General features: G+C 48.1%; 10 protein-coding genes, 1 pseudogene and 1 CRISPR repeat array. Of the genes and pseudogenes, 9 read left to right on the top strand and 2 right to left on the bottom strand.

Annotated features, from left to right (window positions below):
- Window positions 1–114: 114 nt before the first annotated feature.
- The 3 genes from acpS (at window position 115) to IEX62_RS23770 (ending at window position 4,069) form a co-directional block, all read left to right on the top strand.
- Entirely contained in the window at window positions 115–528 is a 414-nt protein-coding gene (acpS, locus tag IEX62_RS11755; protein WP_188775722.1) for a holo-ACP synthase, read from the top strand.
- A gap of 553 nt (window positions 529–1,081) precedes the next feature.
- Window positions 1,082–2,551, top strand: a complete 1,470-nt coding sequence (mutY, locus tag IEX62_RS11750; RefSeq protein WP_188776055.1) for an A/G-specific adenine glycosylase — start codon at window positions 1,082–1,084, stop codon at window positions 2,549–2,551.
- 210 nt (window positions 2,552–2,761) lie between these two features.
- Window positions 2,762–4,069 carry an oligogalacturonate lyase family protein gene (locus tag IEX62_RS23770; RefSeq protein WP_229685742.1) on the top strand — a complete coding sequence of 436 codons (1,308 nt, stop codon included), beginning with the start codon at window positions 2,762–2,764 and terminating at the stop codon, window positions 4,067–4,069.
- Between the two features lie 203 nt (window positions 4,070–4,272).
- Here IEX62_RS23770 and IEX62_RS11740 read toward each other — a convergent pair whose 3' ends face one another.
- Complete coding sequence (locus IEX62_RS11740) at window positions 4,273–4,884, bottom strand: superoxide dismutase (RefSeq protein WP_188775721.1); 612 nt, start codon at window positions 4,882–4,884, stop codon at window positions 4,273–4,275.
- An 838-nt stretch (window positions 4,885–5,722) separates the two neighbouring features.
- Here IEX62_RS11740 and IEX62_RS11735 point away from each other — a divergent pair.
- Complete coding sequence (locus IEX62_RS11735) at window positions 5,723–6,145, top strand: GNAT family N-acetyltransferase (protein ID WP_188775720.1); 423 nt, start codon at window positions 5,723–5,725, stop codon at window positions 6,143–6,145.
- 456 nt (window positions 6,146–6,601) lie between these two features.
- Window positions 6,602–8,555: pseudogene (queG, locus tag IEX62_RS24105) on the top strand (tRNA epoxyqueuosine(34) reductase QueG).
- A gap of 216 nt (window positions 8,556–8,771) precedes the next feature.
- Window positions 8,772–9,345: a CRISPR direct-repeat array (repeat unit 32 nt; unit sequence GTCACTCTCCGTGCGAGAGTGTGGATTGAAAT).
- 131 nt (window positions 9,346–9,476) lie between these two features.
- Here queG and IEX62_RS11720 read toward each other — a convergent pair.
- Window positions 9,477–9,908 (bottom strand): DUF6526 family protein, encoded by a 432-nt coding sequence (locus IEX62_RS11720; protein WP_188775718.1) that lies wholly within the window; start codon window positions 9,906–9,908, stop codon window positions 9,477–9,479.
- 262 nt (window positions 9,909–10,170) lie between these two features.
- On the opposite strand from IEX62_RS11720, the gene IEX62_RS11715 reads away from it, so the two are divergent.
- The 4 genes from IEX62_RS11715 to IEX62_RS11700 all read left to right on the top strand — a co-directional run bounded on the left by IEX62_RS11715 (window position 10,171) and on the right by IEX62_RS11700 (window position 18,536).
- Window positions 10,171–11,205 (top strand): HD-GYP domain-containing protein, encoded by a 1,035-nt coding sequence (locus IEX62_RS11715; RefSeq protein WP_188775717.1) that lies wholly within the window; start codon window positions 10,171–10,173, stop codon window positions 11,203–11,205.
- A gap of 146 nt (window positions 11,206–11,351) precedes the next feature.
- Window positions 11,352–11,630 (top strand): YneF family protein, encoded by a 279-nt coding sequence (locus IEX62_RS11710; protein ID WP_229685766.1) that lies wholly within the window; start codon window positions 11,352–11,354, stop codon window positions 11,628–11,630.
- Between the two features lie 52 nt (window positions 11,631–11,682).
- On the top strand, window positions 11,683–12,279 hold the full coding sequence (folE, locus tag IEX62_RS11705; RefSeq protein ID WP_188775716.1) for a GTP cyclohydrolase I FolE: 597 nt from the start codon (window positions 11,683–11,685) through the stop codon (window positions 12,277–12,279).
- A 740-nt stretch (window positions 12,280–13,019) separates the two neighbouring features.
- Window positions 13,020–18,536 (top strand): Ig-like domain-containing protein, encoded by a 5,517-nt coding sequence (locus tag IEX62_RS11700; protein WP_188775715.1) that lies wholly within the window; start codon window positions 13,020–13,022, stop codon window positions 18,534–18,536.
- The last annotated feature ends 11 nt before the right edge of the window (window positions 18,537–18,547 follow it).

The raw sequence follows: 18,547 nt of genomic DNA, 5'->3' as shown, positions 1-18,547 counted from the left end.
TCATGTTCATGCTTACGCGAAGTCATCTGCATCGGCGGCAGATTGAGAGCAAAGAATTTGGTACAATAGATCATATGCGTAAGCAGAGATACACACAGATCGGGAGGTAGCATATTGATCTATGGAATAGGGCATGACGTGCTGGAAATCGAGCGTGTAGTCGCAATTCTGGAGCGTCCACATGGAGAACGATTCATGGCACGCGTGCTAACCACAGCCGAGCTAGAAGTGGCTCATCATCGAGGGTCACGTCAATCCGAATTTGTATCCGGCCGCTTTGCCGCCAAAGAAGCCATCACCAAAGCCTTCGGCTGCGGCATCGGCAAAGTGATCGGATTTGAAGATATCGAGATTTTACCAGATCCACTGGGCAAACCGAACGTCACCCTCTCCGGGGCTGCCTGGCAACGCCTGGGCTTGGAAGACGATCACAGCGCCTACCGCATCCACCTCAGCATCTCCCACCAGCCCCACATGGCATCCGCCTTCGCCATAGTCGAACGACTGGATAAGGGCGATCTGCTGTGAGTTGGAAGGGAAAGTAGGCATTAAAATTGTAGGAAGAAAATACAGATAAGACGCCGATAGGCATACTCACAAATGAAAAGTAGATACAAGTTAAAAACAACACCAACACAAAGCAGCTAACTGCCACAACGGAAAGACCCGATTAGCAAGTCGGAACATAAGGCTAAACACTGCAATCCTATTGCTTGCTTCATACCGTATTTAGGCGTATATGTACCGATTTGCTGATGTGTTCTATTGCTTTTAAATCATGCTGCAATACGTACGGAACGGAGGCAAGGAAATAAGGGAAAAGGACGGCTTACCGTGTTAGTGCTTTTCTAACACGAGGTTCAATGAAGAGTGATTTTTGCGAAAGCAAAATATCTTACCCTTTCCGAGGGGCGGGAATCTTCATTCCTTCCTAATCCAAAAGATTCCCGCGGCTCCACCCGAGTCGGTTCCCTTATTCCTTGCCGGAGTGGTGCCACTCTATTGCACACCAAACCAATCATAAAAGAACGACATGCACAGATGGGGTGCATGAAGAAGGAGCTGTATAATGTCCAACAACATGACCAACGAGCAAGAAGCCAAACGCTATTTCAGCCGCGAGCTGCTGGCATGGTACGACGAGCATAAGCGCGATCTGCCGTGGAGACGCAGCCGCAATCCATATCACATCTGGATCTCTGAGATTATGCTACAGCAAACGAGAGTCGATACCGTCATTCCTTACTTTTTACGCTTTACCGAGCGCTTTCCAACCGTTGAATCGCTTGCCGAAGCGCCAGAGGAAGACGTACTGAAGCACTGGGAAGGGCTGGGCTACTACTCACGCGCCCGCAATATTCAGGCAGCCGCCAAGCAGGTTGTAGAGCGTCACGACGGCATCGTACCGGATACACCAGATGAAATTTCTGCACTCAAAGGTATTGGCCCCTACACCGCAGGTGCTGTACTCAGCATCGCCTACAACGTTCCGGTTCCAGCAGTAGACGGTAACGTCATGCGCGTGCTGTCACGCTACTTTTGCCTGAGCGATGATATCGCCAAAAATTCTACCCGCGTCAAAATGGAAAAGCTGGCAGGTGAGCTGATTCCGACTGGACGCGCATCGGATTTTAATCAGGCGCTGATGGAGCTTGGTGCGCTGGTCTGCACACCAAAGTCACCGCATTGCCTCACCTGTCCGGTGATGAAGCATTGCGAAGGACGTATGAGCGGCATGGAGGAGCAGCTTCCGATCAAAACAAAAGCCAAGCCTCCTCGTCCAGAGCATCGCCTGATGGCGGTCATCGAGGGTCAGGGAGAGCATGCAGGCAAGGTGCTTATTCGTCAGCGTCCAGCCACTGGACTGCTTGCAAGGATGTGGGAGCTGCCGCATGTGCTGGCATCGGATGCGAAAAAAGCAGGCGCTGGTGCAGATCTGTCTGAGACCGCAGCGATGGATCGTCTACGTCAGGTGCTGGAAAATGAAGGCGTAGATGTCCGTCCACAGCTAGAATGGATGAGTGCCGAGCATACGTTTAGCCATATCCAGTGGTATATGCGTGTATTCCGCTGCACGGAAGCTGGACAGGATCAGCAGGCGGCAGTGGCTGAAGCGTTAGCAAGCAGCGGTAGCGATCCATCGAGTCTCGCCAATACGGGATCAGCGGCTTTCATTTCTACCGCTGGCAAGCCAGATGAGCGTATAGCTGGTGATAGAACGAACTCTAAAGTGGATGCTTCTCAAGTTGCCTCTGAGAACGAGCAGGAGGCGACTGTACAGGGCACACTCGATCTGCATCTGAGCGGAGCGACACCGGAAGCGATGACACGTATTCGTCAGCAACTCGCCTCCAGTGCGGTTGCAGATACATTGGAGCCGCTGGAGCAGGTTGCTGAGCAGCCAGAGACGTATGCGGCTGTGCCGGGTACTTTGCTGGGTGAAGCTTTTGCTTATGATTATCGCTGGATCAATGCCGAGGATATGGAGAAGTACGCATTTCCGAATCTATTTTTGAAAATTTTACAGCAGTATTTCGGAATTAAACGTTAATATTGGCGCGTTCAACGATAGCTATTGCCATCATGATGAGTACACGCTCAATCTCTAATGACGAGTCTCCAACTGCCATTTTTGAATCGTATGTCTTCACGGCAATCTTAAACGGGAACAGGTGTACAGCTTCATAGTAGATGTCTAGTAATTGTCTAATAGCGTCATAAGCAGCGATACCGATTCATTTGATCTCGGGAGGAAGCAGCCATGTCCAGAACGATTGCAATGGTAAAAGGAACGATATGGGCAGCAGAATGGAAAACGTATGCGGATCGCTATACCGGTTTGACCGTTCATCAATTGACCGATTATCGCGGGCATAGTCGTCTGCCTTATTTTACAGAGAATAGCCTGTATGATGGGGGCAAGCGTCTGTTGTTCATTTCCGATCGAGATAATAGCGCGAATCTGTTCTCGATTCAGCTGGAGACGGGCGAGATGACACAGCTGACGACCTACACAGGCAATGATGATCTGGATGTGGCGCTCACACCGGATGAGCAATATGCGATCGTATCCGATGGCAGTGTGATTCGCGCGCTACACCTGACGAATTTTCGCGAACGGATCAAGTTTCGCTGTCCGAAGGGGCAGGTGCTGAGCAATGTAACCTGTACAGCAGATGGGCAAAGTATTCTGGTCTGCGTGTGTGAGGATCTGTCCAATCGTATCGATACCGATCTGGGCAATGGCTATGTCGGGCATCAGGAATGGATGGAGGCGAAGCCGCTCAGCTGCATCATGCAAATTGACCTGAAAACCGGAAACGCACGCGAGTTGTATCGTGAGCAGCATTTTATTACCCATATCAATGCTTCGCCGCGTTTGCCGTGGCTGGCGACCTTTTGCCATGAAGGCCCGTGGCATCTGGTGGATCAGCGTATATGGGGGATCGATCTGCGAGATGGGCGCGTCTGGGCGATTCGGGAGCGGTTAACAGCAGGAGAAGCTGTAGGGCATGAGTGCTTTTTACCGGATGGGGAGTATATCGGGTATCATGGGCTGCGCGAGGATGGAAGTCATTTTTTCGGACGGATTCGATATGATAATACGGGTATGGAGGAACAGGAGATGCCGTTTGCAACATGGCATCTATATCAAAATGAACAGCTCGTCGTTGCAGATGGGCAAGGAGATGTGGACGTACTGACTGTATGGCAGCGGAAGCTGGCTGGTGAAGGGTTATCTGATCTGCCTTCTTCTCATTCTGAGGACGAGCATGGAGTAGCTCCATCCGATGAACGTCATTCGGTTGCTGCATCTGAAGGTTCTACGGTAAAGGCGCATTCGACTGTATCCGGTTCTTCCGAGCAGGAGCAGCATGGGTATGAGAAGGACTATGAGGGACCTTTCACCATCTGTGAACTACGGTGTAGCTTCCATTCGCAAAAGCTTCATGCGCATCCACGTCTGAGTGACGATGGACGCAGGCTATTTTTCAGCAGTGATCGTAGTGGATACGGTAATCTGTACATGGTGGAGCTGCCGGAGGATGTCACCCTATTGCCCCGCTAGGATAAATAGAGGGATGACATGATATCAACTCTCGATATTGTTGGTGATGCAGGTAACATGGACTGATATTCAATGCTTCATGTGGCTCATCCACGATACATTAGCGACAAAAAACCTAGTATCAACAAAAAACACCAGTACCTACAAGGTACTGGTGTTTTCTATATTACCGCATGCGGTAAGCAAGAAGGGAATCAGCGATCTTACTTCGCAGCAGTGTAACGAGCGTTTACAGCATCCCAGTTTACAACGTTCCAGAAAGCACCGATGTAATCAGGGCGTTTGTTTTGATATTTCAGGTAGTAAGCATGCTCCCATACGTCCAGACCGAGCAGTGGAGTTTGACCGTCCATGATCGGGCTGTCCTGGTTAGGTGTGCTAGTTACAGCCAGTTTACCGTCTTTGTCCACAACAAGCCATGCCCAACCGCTACCAAAGCGTGTTGTTGCTGCTTTTGCGAAGTCTTCTTTGAATTTGTCGAAGCCGCCCAGCTCGCTGTCGATTGCAGCAGCCAGTTCGCCAGTTGGAGCGCCACCAGCGTCAGGGCCGATAACTTCCCAGAACAGACTGTGGTTGTGGTGACCACCACCATTGTTGCGTACAGCTGTACGGATGCTTTCAGGTACGCTGTTCAGGTCGGAGATCAGCTCTTCCAGGCTTTTGCCTTGCAGTTCAGGAGCGCTTTCCAGAGCGTTATTCAAATTGGTTACGTATGTGTTATGGTGACGATCGTGGTGAATCATCATCGTTTGTTCGTCGATGTGTGGTTCCAGAGCGTTGTTAGGGTACGGTAATGCTGGTAATTCGAATGCCATCGTAAAATACCTCCTGAGATTTGGATTTGAAGCGAACGTTGATGGTGTCCACTCCATATGTAGATAAACATCTTACCCTATCTATTAAACCGCATATTTTGGACTAAATCAACATTTGTGTTTAGAAAGTCCATCCCATGAGGGCTGAGCGTAAAAATTTTTTTGAGTAGAGTGAGTTTTTATTCATCAATTGACCAGTGTAATGTGGATCGTATGTTCGTAATGTGAACAAGGTGTGAATAGTTGCACAACAACTTACGAACGTTGTTAGAATGGGTAAAATGAAGTCCCTAATATTGTAAACGGATCGTAATCCCCTTTTAAAAACAGACTACTCATGGCATTTTATGTAAAAATAAATCCTGAGTTCATTATGATAAAAAGTATAGTGACATGCTCGGAGTAGTGATATAATCGTCTTTGTCGCCAATATTATTTCATATTAAGATAATGATTTTTAGAGGAATAATTATAATTTTAACTTTATATTCATAGGTGAAAGTGTTTGTTTTATCGTGGATATGAAAGTTTGAGAAGCACTTTAATGAAAATTGGATGAAACATCCATTTATAAAGCGCTTTCATCAGAAAATGGATGTAATGTTCAGAAACTTATGGTTTAATTAACACTGAGATTATATTGCGCGATATGTGATTGTTCTATTGCTTTTTTGATGGGGCAATGCGGGACGGCAGTTTACACAATTGTTGATGTAGGGCTTATGGCTTGTATACGCAGATGTCCTTCTTTTTTTGTGCTTGTCTCATGCGGTATGTAGTAGGGGTATGAGTGGTAGAAACATGGTTTGATTAAGCTGATGAAAAGGGAGTTTGGCTGATGAATATTCGTTCCTTTAAGCTGAGTGATTTGCACCTTGTCAAGGAGCTGCTGAAAGTAGCTTTGTCCGAAGAGTGTTACGAACACACGATGGGCCCTTTTGCCAGACAATTGTCCTGGGATTCCGAGTTAATTATTGTTGCGGAGCAGGGAGAAGAGATTATTGGCTTGTTAATTGGTACGATTGATCGCAATTTCGGTTGTTACTACCGTATTGCTGTTCATCCGGATCTGAGAGGCCGTGGCATCGGCAAAGCATTGATCACTTCAATGGAGAAACGCTTCCAACAGCGTAATGTAAGTGGCATCATGGTCGCAGGTGATGAGCACAATGAAGCGGTTATGCCGCTCTATGCAGCACTTGGTTATGATGAGAGCAAAGTGCTTCGCACTTACGAAAAGCTGAGCATCGTTGGTAGCTAATATCTGTACAGGGTGATGAAGGCTTAGGTATAGAGAGAAAATGCACCATAACAGATTAGAGACCATACTTGTTTTAATCGTTTAAATATACACGCTTGCACGAGCGGCCCGCTATCCGTAATGGATAACGGTGCTGCCGGACATTGTGGCATCAGGTAGCTTGATTCAGATAACTTCTGGATGTGCTGCATGGTCGGAGTCGCTACGATCCAAGCGTATACGTTGTTGATGGGACACATTTTGTTTTCCGGTAGTATTCGGGGAAACGGATGTGTTTTTCTATTTTAACGGTATACTATAGTAGAAAGACAATTATTCATGATGGAAATATAGCGAGTATAGCGTTATACGATACGAGCTTATCTATAGATACGTAGGTGCGAACTGAGTACGAATGAGCTACAGATCATTAAATAGCTACACATTATTATCGAAACAAAGTAAGGGGGGCGTAAGGTGACACGGCAAGGAGAATCAGCCGCTACAGCGGAGCAGCAGCGCTGGGATTGGTTGAAGCAGGAGATCAAAGAGGCAGGGCCAGCGCTCGGTATTGACGATATCGGATTTACGACAGCCGATCCTTTTTTATATTTGCGTGAGGTACTGGAGGAGAATCGGCGTAAGGGCTATGAATCGGGCTTTGAGGAGCCGGATCTGGATAAACGGATCGATCCTTCACTCACATTAGGTGGGGCGCGCTCGATCATTGCTATCGCGGTCACGTATCATTCCAAAATGGAAAATCCGCCGAAGTCTGCACCCGGCGAGTATCGCGGCATTATGGCACGCTCGGCATGGGGGCTGGATTATCATACCGTGCTGCGTGATCGGATGCAGCGTCTGGAGGACTTTATTCGTGAGCGTGTGCCCGAAGCGCGCATCGAAAGTATGGTCGATACGGGGGCGTTGTCCGACCGTGCAGTGGCGCATCGTGCAGGGATTGGCTTTTACGGGCATAACTGTGCGATCATCTCGCCTAAGCTCGGCTCGTGGATATTCCTGGGGGATATGATCACAGATATTCCTTTTGCACCGGATACGCCAGTGACCGAGGATTGTGGCACATGTACGAAATGTATCGATGCCTGTCCAACCGGAGCACTTGTGAATCCGGGGCAGCTTAATGCACAGATATGCGTTTCTTTTCTAACACAGACCAAGGGGATGCTGTCGGATGAGCATATGCGAAAAATCGGTAACCGCTTATACGGCTGTGATACATGCCAGATTGTTTGCCCAAAAAACAAGGGCAAAAGCTGGAATCATCAGGAGGAGCTCAAGCCTGATCCAGAAAAGGCAAAGCCGCTACTGCTGCCGATTCTAGAGTTGAGTAATAAGGAGTTCAAGCAGGAGTTCGGCAGTACATCCGCTGCATGGCGCGGTAAAAACCCGATTCAGCGCAATGCGATTATCGCATTGGGGAACTTTAAGGATAAAAGTGCAGTACCTAAGCTACGCGAGATGCTGATCAAGGATGTACGTCCCGTCATTCGCGGCACGATTGCATGGGCGCTGAGCCGAATTGGTGGGGCCGAAGCGCTGGAAGCTGTTCAGGCAGGGCTGGCACGCGAGCAGGAGCATGAAGTGATTGAGCGACTACTAACAGCACAGCATATCCTGGAGGAGGAACAGCGCAATGAGCAGGAAGTCGAGGTTCAGTGATAGTGTGGATGCGAGTAGGGTGAATCGTGAGATGGAGGTGGCTGATGTGAGCGATGTGGAGCGTAGCGGTGCATCGACTGGAGTGGAGCAGGGGGAGCATATAGATACAGCTATGCTCGTGGAGCAGCATGAGGATGTAGTTCAGGTGCATTCTGATGCAGCTCCTATAGAGTCACATCAGAATGCACTCACACTGACATCGTCGCCGAAGCCTGAACAGCTCTACTACGACGAGCTGAATACTCCGCTCGGAACGTTAACGCTGGTACAGTCAGAGCGCGGACTATGTCATATTAAGTTCAGAAGCTATGAGGAAGCAGCAGAGCGGCTAACGGAATGGGCGAATCGCTGGTATGGTGTGCATGTGCTGGAGCATTCCTCTGAGCGTCTAGCGGACGTAACGATGCAGCTGAAGCAATATTTTGCAGGTGAACGGCAGGAGTTCGATCTGCCGCTGGATATGCGTGGAACTGAATTTCAGCTGCGCGTATGGGAAGCGTTATGTAGCGTGCCGTATGGTGAAGCTGTATCGTATAAGCATATTGCTGAGAAGATCGGCAGTCCGGCGGCGGTACGTGCAGTCGGTGGAGCGAATAACCGCAATCCGGTATCGATCATTGTGCCATGTCATCGGGTGATCGGGATGAATGGACAGCTAGTCGGGTACGGCGGTGGCTTGGATAATAAGCAGTATTTGCTTGGATTGGAAGGCTGGCGTGGGCTGGAAACGGAGCCGGTGTTGTTTTGATGAATGGTGAAGTGGAGCAATGAGCTTGGGAATGTAGGCGGTACATAAGTGCGAACCCCAAGCTCACATGAAAACCCTGGGAGGTTCGCACCTCTTGCCCTGTAAGGGCTGCGGGGTTTTTTGTTGTATTTTGGCATGTTTTCGAGTAGGCTAAAAATGAGGTTCGCACTTTTGGTCGTTTTTTTCCTTGTGGGATAAGGGCTGAGAGGGTGTACAGTCACTCTTCGTGCGAGAGTGTGGATTGAAATCTCTCTACCTCTGGCAGTGCCATCAGCCGTGACAAGTATGGTCACTCTCCGTGCGAGAGTGTGGATTGAAATCAAGCAGGCACGATCAAACGCCTGTCTGACCGCCTGTCACTCTCCGTGCGAGAGTGTGGATTGAAATAGCAGTTGAGTCAGTGTCATTGTGTTAGTAGTAGTTGTCACTCTCCGTGCGAGAGTGTGGATTGAAATGATACTTTGATTCGCGCATCTTCCATTAGTAAATCGTCACTCTCCGTGCGAGAGTGTGGATTGAAATTGTGAGGAAAAGTAGAGAGGAAAGACTTGCGGAATGTCACTCTCCGTGCGAGAGTGTGGATTGAAATGGTATATGCCAGCACATAGTTGTCAGTGGCATTCGCGTCACTCTCCGTGCGAGAGTGTGGATTGAAATGCAAACTACTGAGTTGCCTGTCACCAGTGCACTTGGTCACTCTCCGTGCGAGAGTGTGGATTGAAATAGGAACCAATCGCACGACCTGTAATTTCTCGTGAGTCACTCTCCGTGCGAGAGTGTGGATTGAAATCAAATCCCAGCACGATCTAAACGCTGATATTCCAGTCACTCTCCATGCCACACTCATCTTCCCCAAACCCAAAAAAGGCAACCTCCCACCAACAGAGGTTGCCTTTTTTCTATTCCATCTATCCATACCACTCAAATCCGCATATCATCCGTCCGCCAGTTCGTGATCGCCGCATGAATATCTTTCCCTGACAATTGCTCGTTCACTGCACGCTCGCACAATGCTGGCAGCTCCGCATCACTCGCATTACGCAGCGCGATAATCTGCTCTCGTGTCACACGTGAATCCATTTCTTTTCCTGTTAAACGATAATATCGAAACTGCTCCTCCATCCGTACAATCCGATCCTGCGTCTTGGTCGCATACACTCGAATACGCGGAATCGCAAAGCACAGGCATAGCAGCAGCACGAGCAACAGCCAGGCGAGCAGTGTATTCTCTCCACTGCGTAGCGCGTTGATCCAATACGTAATCGTGAGCACCAGCGTGATTAACAATAGCGGCAGAGCGACAAAATGGTACGGCCAGTCAAAGCGGATCGTTTTCTTATTCGGTGCTGCCATGATCACATATCCTTTCCAGTTTCCGAGATAGGTTCATCTATTATTACACCTGCATCTGCTAAATCTACCAGTAGCAAAATGAAGTCGTCGGTCAGTGCATATAGAAGCTTCGATGTATACGTGATGGTGGCAGCATGACTTTGCTCCTCCGTTCCTGTTATTTTTTACTTTTTGTTGAAATTCTGTGAGAGTAACGTAATACTATGAATAAATAGCAGGCAGACTGCACATATCTTGTCATTGCGTACAAAGGGGGATGCAGATGAGGTACGTAAGCATAGACAATGTGGAAACAGGACAATATCTAGGGAAATCAATTTATTCGGGGAATGGGACGATTTTGCTGTCTGCTGGGGTGCAGCTTACGGTATTTATGGTCAACACGCTGAATCGGATCGGCGTCACGATGTTATATGTGCAGGATGAGCAATATGACGATGTGGAGCTGGTCGAGATTTTAAGTGAGACGACCAAGCAGCAGATTATTAGTGAAATGAGCGATACACTGGATGCGCTGCGTTCGGGCAAGGAATGGAGCCCTTCGCGCATTTCGAAAAGTGTGGATCAGCTACTGGAGGATGTGCTTGGCTCACGCGAGGTACAGGTACAGCTAACTGAGATCAAGACAGCGGACAATGCAGCCTATGTGCATGCGATGAATGTATGCTTGCTCAGTTCTATTATTGGCATGAATATCGGACTGAATCGTGATCAGCTATGGGAGCTTGGCGTGGGCGCACTGCTGCATGATATTGGGAAGCTGGGCGGCGCGGATATGCTGGATCAGATTCCTGGTTCGAGGATGCACCATACGTGGCGTGGCTTCGAGCTGCTCAAATCGCGGCGTGAGTTCAATCTGATGATCGCTCATATTGCGCTACAGCATCATGAGCGTCTGGATGGAAGCGGGCAACCGCGCGGTTTGCCGGGTGATGAGATTCATCGCTATGCGCGGATCGTGGCGATTGCCAACACGTATGATAATCTCATCACAACGAGGGAGCATGGCGGTAAGGGGTTATTGCCTCATGAAGCATGTGAGGAGATGATGGCACTGTCCGAGACGACACTGGATCGGGAGCTATTGGTGGAGTTTAATCGCATCGTGTCCATTTATCCGAATGGTACAGGAGTTCGTCTGTCCACACGCGAATCCGGTGTTGTGGTGCGTCAGCATCGTGGTTTGCCAGGGCGTCCGGTTGTGCGAATCGTTAACGGGAGTGGAGATGCGATCGAGATCAAGGAGATCGATCTTGCCAGCGCAACGACCGTATTTATTGAAGCGGTGATGAACTAAAGCTTACGCGCTACTTCATAGGAAAATGTTTGCTTGTGCATGTCTGAAAATGGTATGATAATTCCTGTTCACGCTAATGATCGCATGGTACGTGAATGCGCTTTTTCGTGAACGAATGACAATGAATATACAGGGGTGGCTTTATGATGTGGTGGAATTGGGTCATACCGATTGTAACTCTGATCGTCGGTCTGGTCGGGGGATTCTTTATCGGTGCCTACTATTTGCGCAAACAGTTGGAGAAAATGCAAAATGATCCGCAAATGCTGCAAAAGATGGCCAAACAGATGGGATATAATCTGAACGCCAAGCAAATGCAACAGGCGCAGCAGATGATGAAAAATGGTGGCGGCAAGCCTGGACAACAGGGTAGCGCCAAGCCACAAATGCCTCCAATGGGACGCGGTGGCAAGCGCAGAAGATAATCACATGACAGGCGTCAGTACATGAAGGCCTTGAGTGTAGAAGGAGGTCAGCATGGCTGGCATTAAGGATTATACAAATGTGAAGGTCGGAGAAAATCGCGACCAGATTGAATACCATGTGAAAGAAATCCTGAAGCTGATCGGTGAAAATACCGAGCGCGAAGGATTGCTAGAAACACCTGCACGGGTAACACGTATGTACGAGGAGATTTTTGCCGGATACAGCGTGGACCCGCGTGAGGCGCTGGGCGTTACCTTTGACGAGAATCATCAGGAGATGGTGATCGTCAAGGATATCGTTTATTACAGTCAGTGTGAGCATCATATGGCTCCATTTTTCGGTAAGGTGCATATCGGATATGTGCCGAGCGGGAAGATTGCCGGTCTGAGCAAGTTCGCACGTCTCGTTGAAGCGATCACACGTCGTTTGCAGGTGCAGGAGCGAATCACGACCGAGATCGCTGATATTCTGGATGAAGTGCTCAAGCCAACTGGTGTGATGGTTGTTGTCGAAGGCGAGCACCTGTGCATGTGTGCACGCGGTGTGAAAAAGCCAGGTAGCAAAACGATCACGTCTGCTGTTCGTGGCGGTTTCCGTCATGATGCTCCACTTCGTGCAGAATTTATGTCACTGATTCGGAATCACTAGTTCCAAGCAGGGATACACTGAATGCCGTTGCAAGCAGATATCCGTATAAGGGGACGTCACTAAGCGATGCTGGAATAAGGTATCGCTTCATGATTTGGTTATAAATTCCAGAAACAGGCGATTGCCGCTATGGCAGTCGTCTGTTTTTTTACTATAGAGCAATATAAAACAAATGGCATTGTGTGAGCTGGATTTAGAGCCACTCTCATAGTTTGTATAGTATGTAGCTCATGTTATCCATTGTAAGACCGTGGATCAAATCGTATTAAAATAAAGCACAGATAGAAGAAATAGGTTTGTTTTTTGATATTTTACTTATTTGCTAAAATAGTTCAGTGATTATTACAATTTTTATTGTAAATATACGTAATGAAGTAGTAATATATTCCTGTAGAGTTGCACGAACAAGGAACTAGATAATCACATGGTTGCTTGTTGTTTCTTGCAGATCTTATCATGGTATTCATCTCCACTTATCTTTCACAGTTGATACTCAGTCATCTGCTTAGAGTATTCTAATTCCTTACACTATACATCATACATACACAGAAGCTTCTCTTCTGCAATGTGGGTATGACTCTTCTCTTGTACGTATACGATTTCCCTCCTGCTCGATATTTTTTCCATAAAGAATTGTTATGTATGATTGCTCAACATGATAAAGTGTATGATTTCGTGCCTTTATCATCCATTTTTTGTATTAAAATCAAATAATATGAAGTTAAAAGGGGTAGAAAAAGATGAAAAAGTGGTTGAAAGTATCATTAATGAGGGTGCTATGTGTATTGCTCATTATCAATACTTTTCCAACGTTAGCGCATACCTCGCATGCGGCAGCGCAAAATATCCAGTATACGCAATCGTTTAATGGACTGAGTGGGAAATTAGGAACGCATGACTTTGAATCTGGCTATGCTGATTACTCGGATGGCAACGATATAACGAGTGGTTTGCTATTAATAGGTGGAAGTAACGCTAATACAGGCTTGATGCACGCCTTCGCCAAATATAGCATTCCGACGAGTGGCTTTCCAGCTAGTGGACAAAAAGCGGTATTGTCATTGAAACTGGCGAGCAGCAGTGATACCGCCGATGCAACGTATCCACCGATTTTACAAGTGTGGCAGTATACAGGCTCTACGAACTTCAATCCAGTTGCTGGCGAAATAAATAGTCCTTTGTGGCCAACATCCATGAATGCACTACGCAGCGATTCGAATTTTAAGTTGTTGGATACGAAAAATGCAACTGAGATCTCAAATGCACTCTCAAAGAGGGAAAATTTGACATTTGATGTAGATGCAGCAGTGAAATCAAAAGCAGGTAATGTTGTACAGTTTCTTATAACAGGCCCGGAAAGTTCAAGTCAGCCTGGAGCCGATAACCGCTTTGAAATAAATTCACAGGCTCCATTTTTGACAGAGGTTGTTAGCAGTGCACCTGCTGATGCTTTCAAATCAACGGTGACAGCATCTCCAGCGACTGTAACGGCTGACGGAACATCCAGCTCTACAATCACGGTAACAGTCAAAGATGCAAACAATAATGTTCTGGATGGAAAAGTTGTCACACTTGGAAAAGGAGCAAGCAATTCGACCATCTCCCCATCTTCGCAAACAACTGATGCAAGTGGCGTAGCCACGTTTACAGTAACCAATACTAAAGCAGAGCAAGTAACCTATACCGCCTCTGTAGCGGCTGATAGCGTCACGATTAGCGCAACGGCAAATGTAACTTTCCAGCCGGGCGCCATCAGTGCTTCCACATCGACAGTAACAGCTTCGAAAGCAAATGTAGTTGCTGACAATACGGATAGTGCTACGATCAGCGTGACCCTTAGAGATGCCAATAATAATCCGATCAGTGCACAGGCTGTAACGCTCAATCAAGGAAGCGGCGGCTCCACAATTACGGCAACACAAGGCACGACAGATGCTAGCGGTGTTGCTACCTTTGCGGTCAAGAGCACCAAAGCAGAGGCTGTTACCTATACAGCAACTGCAAGTGGTGTGACTATAACGGCGACAGCAAACGTTAATTTTCAGGCTGGAACGACCAATGCAAATTCGTCAACGATCACTGCATCCAAAGCGAATGTTATCGCTAACAACACGGATAGTGCCACCATTACGGTTACTTTGAAAGATATCAATAACAATGCGGTGAGTAATAAAACCGTGACGTTGTCACAGGGAAGTGGCAGCTCGACCATCACTCCAGCTCAAGGTACTACTAATCCAAGTGGTGTGGCTACATTTACTGTAAAAAGCACGAAGGCGGAAAGTGTCACGTACACAGCATCTGTAACCGCAGATAATGTGACAATCACCCCAACGGCGAGTGTAACGTTCCAACCGGGAGCCGTCACCGCTGCTCAATCGACGGTTAGTGTATCCAAAAACAGCGTCGTAGCAGACGGAACCGATAGCAGCAGTGTAACCGTAACGCTGAAAGATAGTAATAACAATCCGATCAGCGGTAAAAATGTAACCTTATCGCAAGGAAGCGGCAGTTCAACGATTACTCCAGCTGGTGCAGTCACGACCAATGCAAGCGGACAGGCTGTGTTTACTGTCAGTAATACGAAGACCGAGACGGTCACCTATACAGCGACCGACACCGATGACAGCATTACCGTTACGCAGACGGGCGCCGTTACGTTTACTGCGGGTGCTGTAAATGCAGCAGCATCGTCGATCGCTGTATCCAGAGTGAATGTGAATGCCGACAATTCAGACAATGCTACGATTACAGTGACATTGAAAGATGCGAACGGTAATCCGATTAGTGGCACACTCGCGACGATCAGTCAGTCAGGAAGCTCGACAATCACGTCCATACAAGCTTTAACGAATGCCAGTGGTGTGGCTACATTTACTGTGAAAAGTTCTAAAGCAGAGACGGTCACCTATACGGCGACAGCAGGCGGCGTGACGATCGCCAACACAGCTAGTATAACGTTCCAGGCTGGAGCAATTAGCGCGCTTGCTTCCACCGTTCAAGTATCCAAAGCGAGCGTATCAGCAGATGGAACAGATGCCAGTACCGTCACAGTCACGCTGATGGATGCTAATAATAATCCGATCAGTGGTAAAAGTGTAACCCTCTCGCAAGGAAGCGGCAGCTCGACGATCTCACCATCTACCGATGTGACGACGAATGCTGACGGTCAGGCTGTATTTATCGTAACAAATATGAAAGCCGAGACGGTCACGTATACGGCAAAAGATGCCACGGATAATGTAACACTCAATACAACGAAAACAGTCACTTTTACTCCAGGCGCAGTAAACGGAGCGCTATCGAATGTAACGGTATCGAAGACTACGGTAGCCGCAGATAATACCGACACGGCCACTGTAACGGTAATGCTACGCGATAGTCAGAACAACGCCGTTAGCGGTAAAGCTGTAACTTTGTCTCAAGGAAGTGGCAGCTCGACGATCACAGCTACACAGGGAACAAGTGATGCCAGCGGTGTAGCTACCTTTACGGTGAAGAGTACAAAGGCAGAAAACGTAACGTATACCGCTATCGCAGGTACGGTTACCTTAACGCTACATCCGGTGCCGGTTACATTTACACCGGGCGCTGCGAGCGCAGCAACATCTCAGATCAGCGCATCTAAAGCTAGCGTAGCGGCGAATGGTTCAGATTCAGCAACGATTACCGTCATCGTCAAAGACACCAATGGTAATGTGATTGCAGGTCATGATGTGAAGCTACAGCAAGGAAGTGGCAGCTCGCTGATCACGCCTGCACAAACGACAACGAATGTGGATGGAGCAGCCAGCTTTGTCGTGACGAATACGAAGACTGAAAATGTGATCTACACAGCGAATGTGTTGAATGAGAACATTACGCTAAGCCAGACTGTTAATGTGAACTTCTTATCCAGTAATGCTAATCTGTCATCTGTACAATTGTCGGAAGGCGTATTGATCCCGATCTTTACTCCAGCACAGACAAGTTACATGGCTTCTGTACAAAATGATGTGTATCGCATTACGTTCACACCGACTGCGGAAGATAGCAATGCGACGATTCGCATTAATGGTAATACCGTTCAAAGTGGACAGGCTTCTGCATCGATCGAACTGCAAACCGGCACCAATACGATCACTATCGAAGTGCTGGCAGCCGATGGGCAAACACGTAAAACGTATACGATTCAGGTGATGCGTGAGCCTAATAAAGATGCACGTCTCCAATCATTAATAGGTACGCCAATCGCTGTAACACCTACTTTTAATCCGGCAATTACACAATATACGGTCAACGTTGCTAACAATGTGGAGCAATATTCTGTACAGGCCAATGTGTACAATTCGTTATCGACATTAACTGTAACAGGAGCAACTTACGATAGCAGCACCAATATGTACAACACAAATCTACAGGTAGGTACAAACACGATCACTCTGAAAGTAACCGCGCAGGATGGACAGACCTCTGCTAGCTATACGGTCAACGTGATCCGTGCTGATGCGCTTGCTGAGGTGAAGAACGCACTCAACAATCTCGCAATCGGCTACACAGGTAATGATTCTTGGGAATTTGTGACTCGTGATCTGATCCTGCCGACTACGCAAGATGGACTGGCTGTTACATGGAGTTCCAATCAGTCGCAGGTCGTTGGTAGCAACGGTACGGTCATACGTCCTGCGAGTGAAGAAGCTACAGTGATTTTGATGGCTACGATCCAGCATAATGGCGCGCAGCTCAGTCGTACGTTCCTCGTTATTGTGAAGCCGCAGGGCATAAGTATCGTTAGCTCCGAAGTCACACGTAATGTACCGATTCGTATCGGCGATAACGGTACAGATGTAGAGCAAACGCCAATTACGCGCAAAGTGCTATCGGATGGAAACAAGATCGATAAGGTCGTAGCTGGCGCTTCCCAATTGGATTCGGCACTGCAAGCAGCGATGACGAACAACGAAGACAAAGTGCGCGTTGTCGTTACCGATGTGCCGAATGATCCGGCAAGCGAAGTAACGGTTGATGTACCAGCCGCTTCCTATGATGCGCTTGCGAATAAAGTTGATCTGAATCTGGATACTGAATTTGCACAGGTCATTTTGAGTAAAAACACATTGTCCCAGCTACAAGCGGCTGGACAAAGTCTGTTCTTCCGCTTTGTACCGATTCGCGATGCAGGTGAATTATCGCAGGTGACCAATCAGGCGCTAAATGATCCGATGGTGAAGCAGGCGGTATCTACAGGCACTGTCACGCAGGTTGGCACACCGATGACGATTGAAACGAACTATAACTCCTATAATACAACGCTGCTATTCCCGGCATCGAAGCTGAATCTGCCAGCAGGAACACCAGCCCAGCAGGCAGCTTATGCGGCTGGATTGTATGTGTACATTCAGCATAGTGACGGGGAGATCGCCTTCCAACACGGTACCGTACAGATGACAGCAAACGGTCAGGTGGAAGGTGTTACGATCGACATTAGCAAGTTCAGTACATTTACTATTTTGCATATCGAACCGAAACGTTCTTCCAGTGGTGGTGGAGGCGGAGGTGGCGGTGGCAGTACAACACCAACGCCGACTCCAACGCCAACACCAGGCAATCCGTCGACACCGACACAGCCATCCACACCGGTACAGCCAGGAGCAACAGGTGAGCATACCGCTTACATTAACGGATATCCAGATCACACTTTCCGTCCTGCGCAAACGACAACTCGTGCAGAGCTGGCTGCGATGCTGTGGCGTGTCATGCAAGCAAACGGCAGTACAGCCGTCACTTCCATAGCGGCACGTTATAGTGATGTGCCAGCTACACACTGGGCAGCTGATGCGATTCGCCAGCTGCAAGCACAGCAAATTATGCTTGGTGTGTCGGGAGATCGTTTTGCACCGAATCGTCCATTGACTCGTGCGGAGTTTGCCACACTGGCAGTACGCTGGCAGAAGCTGACTTCAACGGGTTCGACCACTACATCTTTTAGCGATGTTAAAGGTCACTGGGCAGCATCGAATATTGCGATTCTCGTACAGACGGGTGTCGTGAAAGGCTACGCTGATGGCACATTCCGTCCAAATGAAGGGGTTACTCGTGCAGAGCTTGTGACGATGATGAATCGTCTGCTCAAACGCGGACCACTCACAGGTGTAACGACACCAACATGGAAAGATGTAGCTGCTGCACACTGGGCATTTGGCGATATTGAAGAAGCCTCCCTTTCTCATAAATATCAAGTATCGTCTGATGGGTTGGAGAAATGGATGAGTAACTAATGATCGATAGG

It is taken from the genome of Paenibacillus hunanensis (assembly GCF_014645615.1).
GTDB classification, from domain to species: domain Bacteria; phylum Bacillota; class Bacilli; order Paenibacillales; family Paenibacillaceae; genus Saccharibacillus; species Saccharibacillus hunanensis.
The sequence above is the reverse complement of the archived record's forward strand: the minus strand, read 5'-3'. Positions and strand labels throughout refer to the sequence as shown.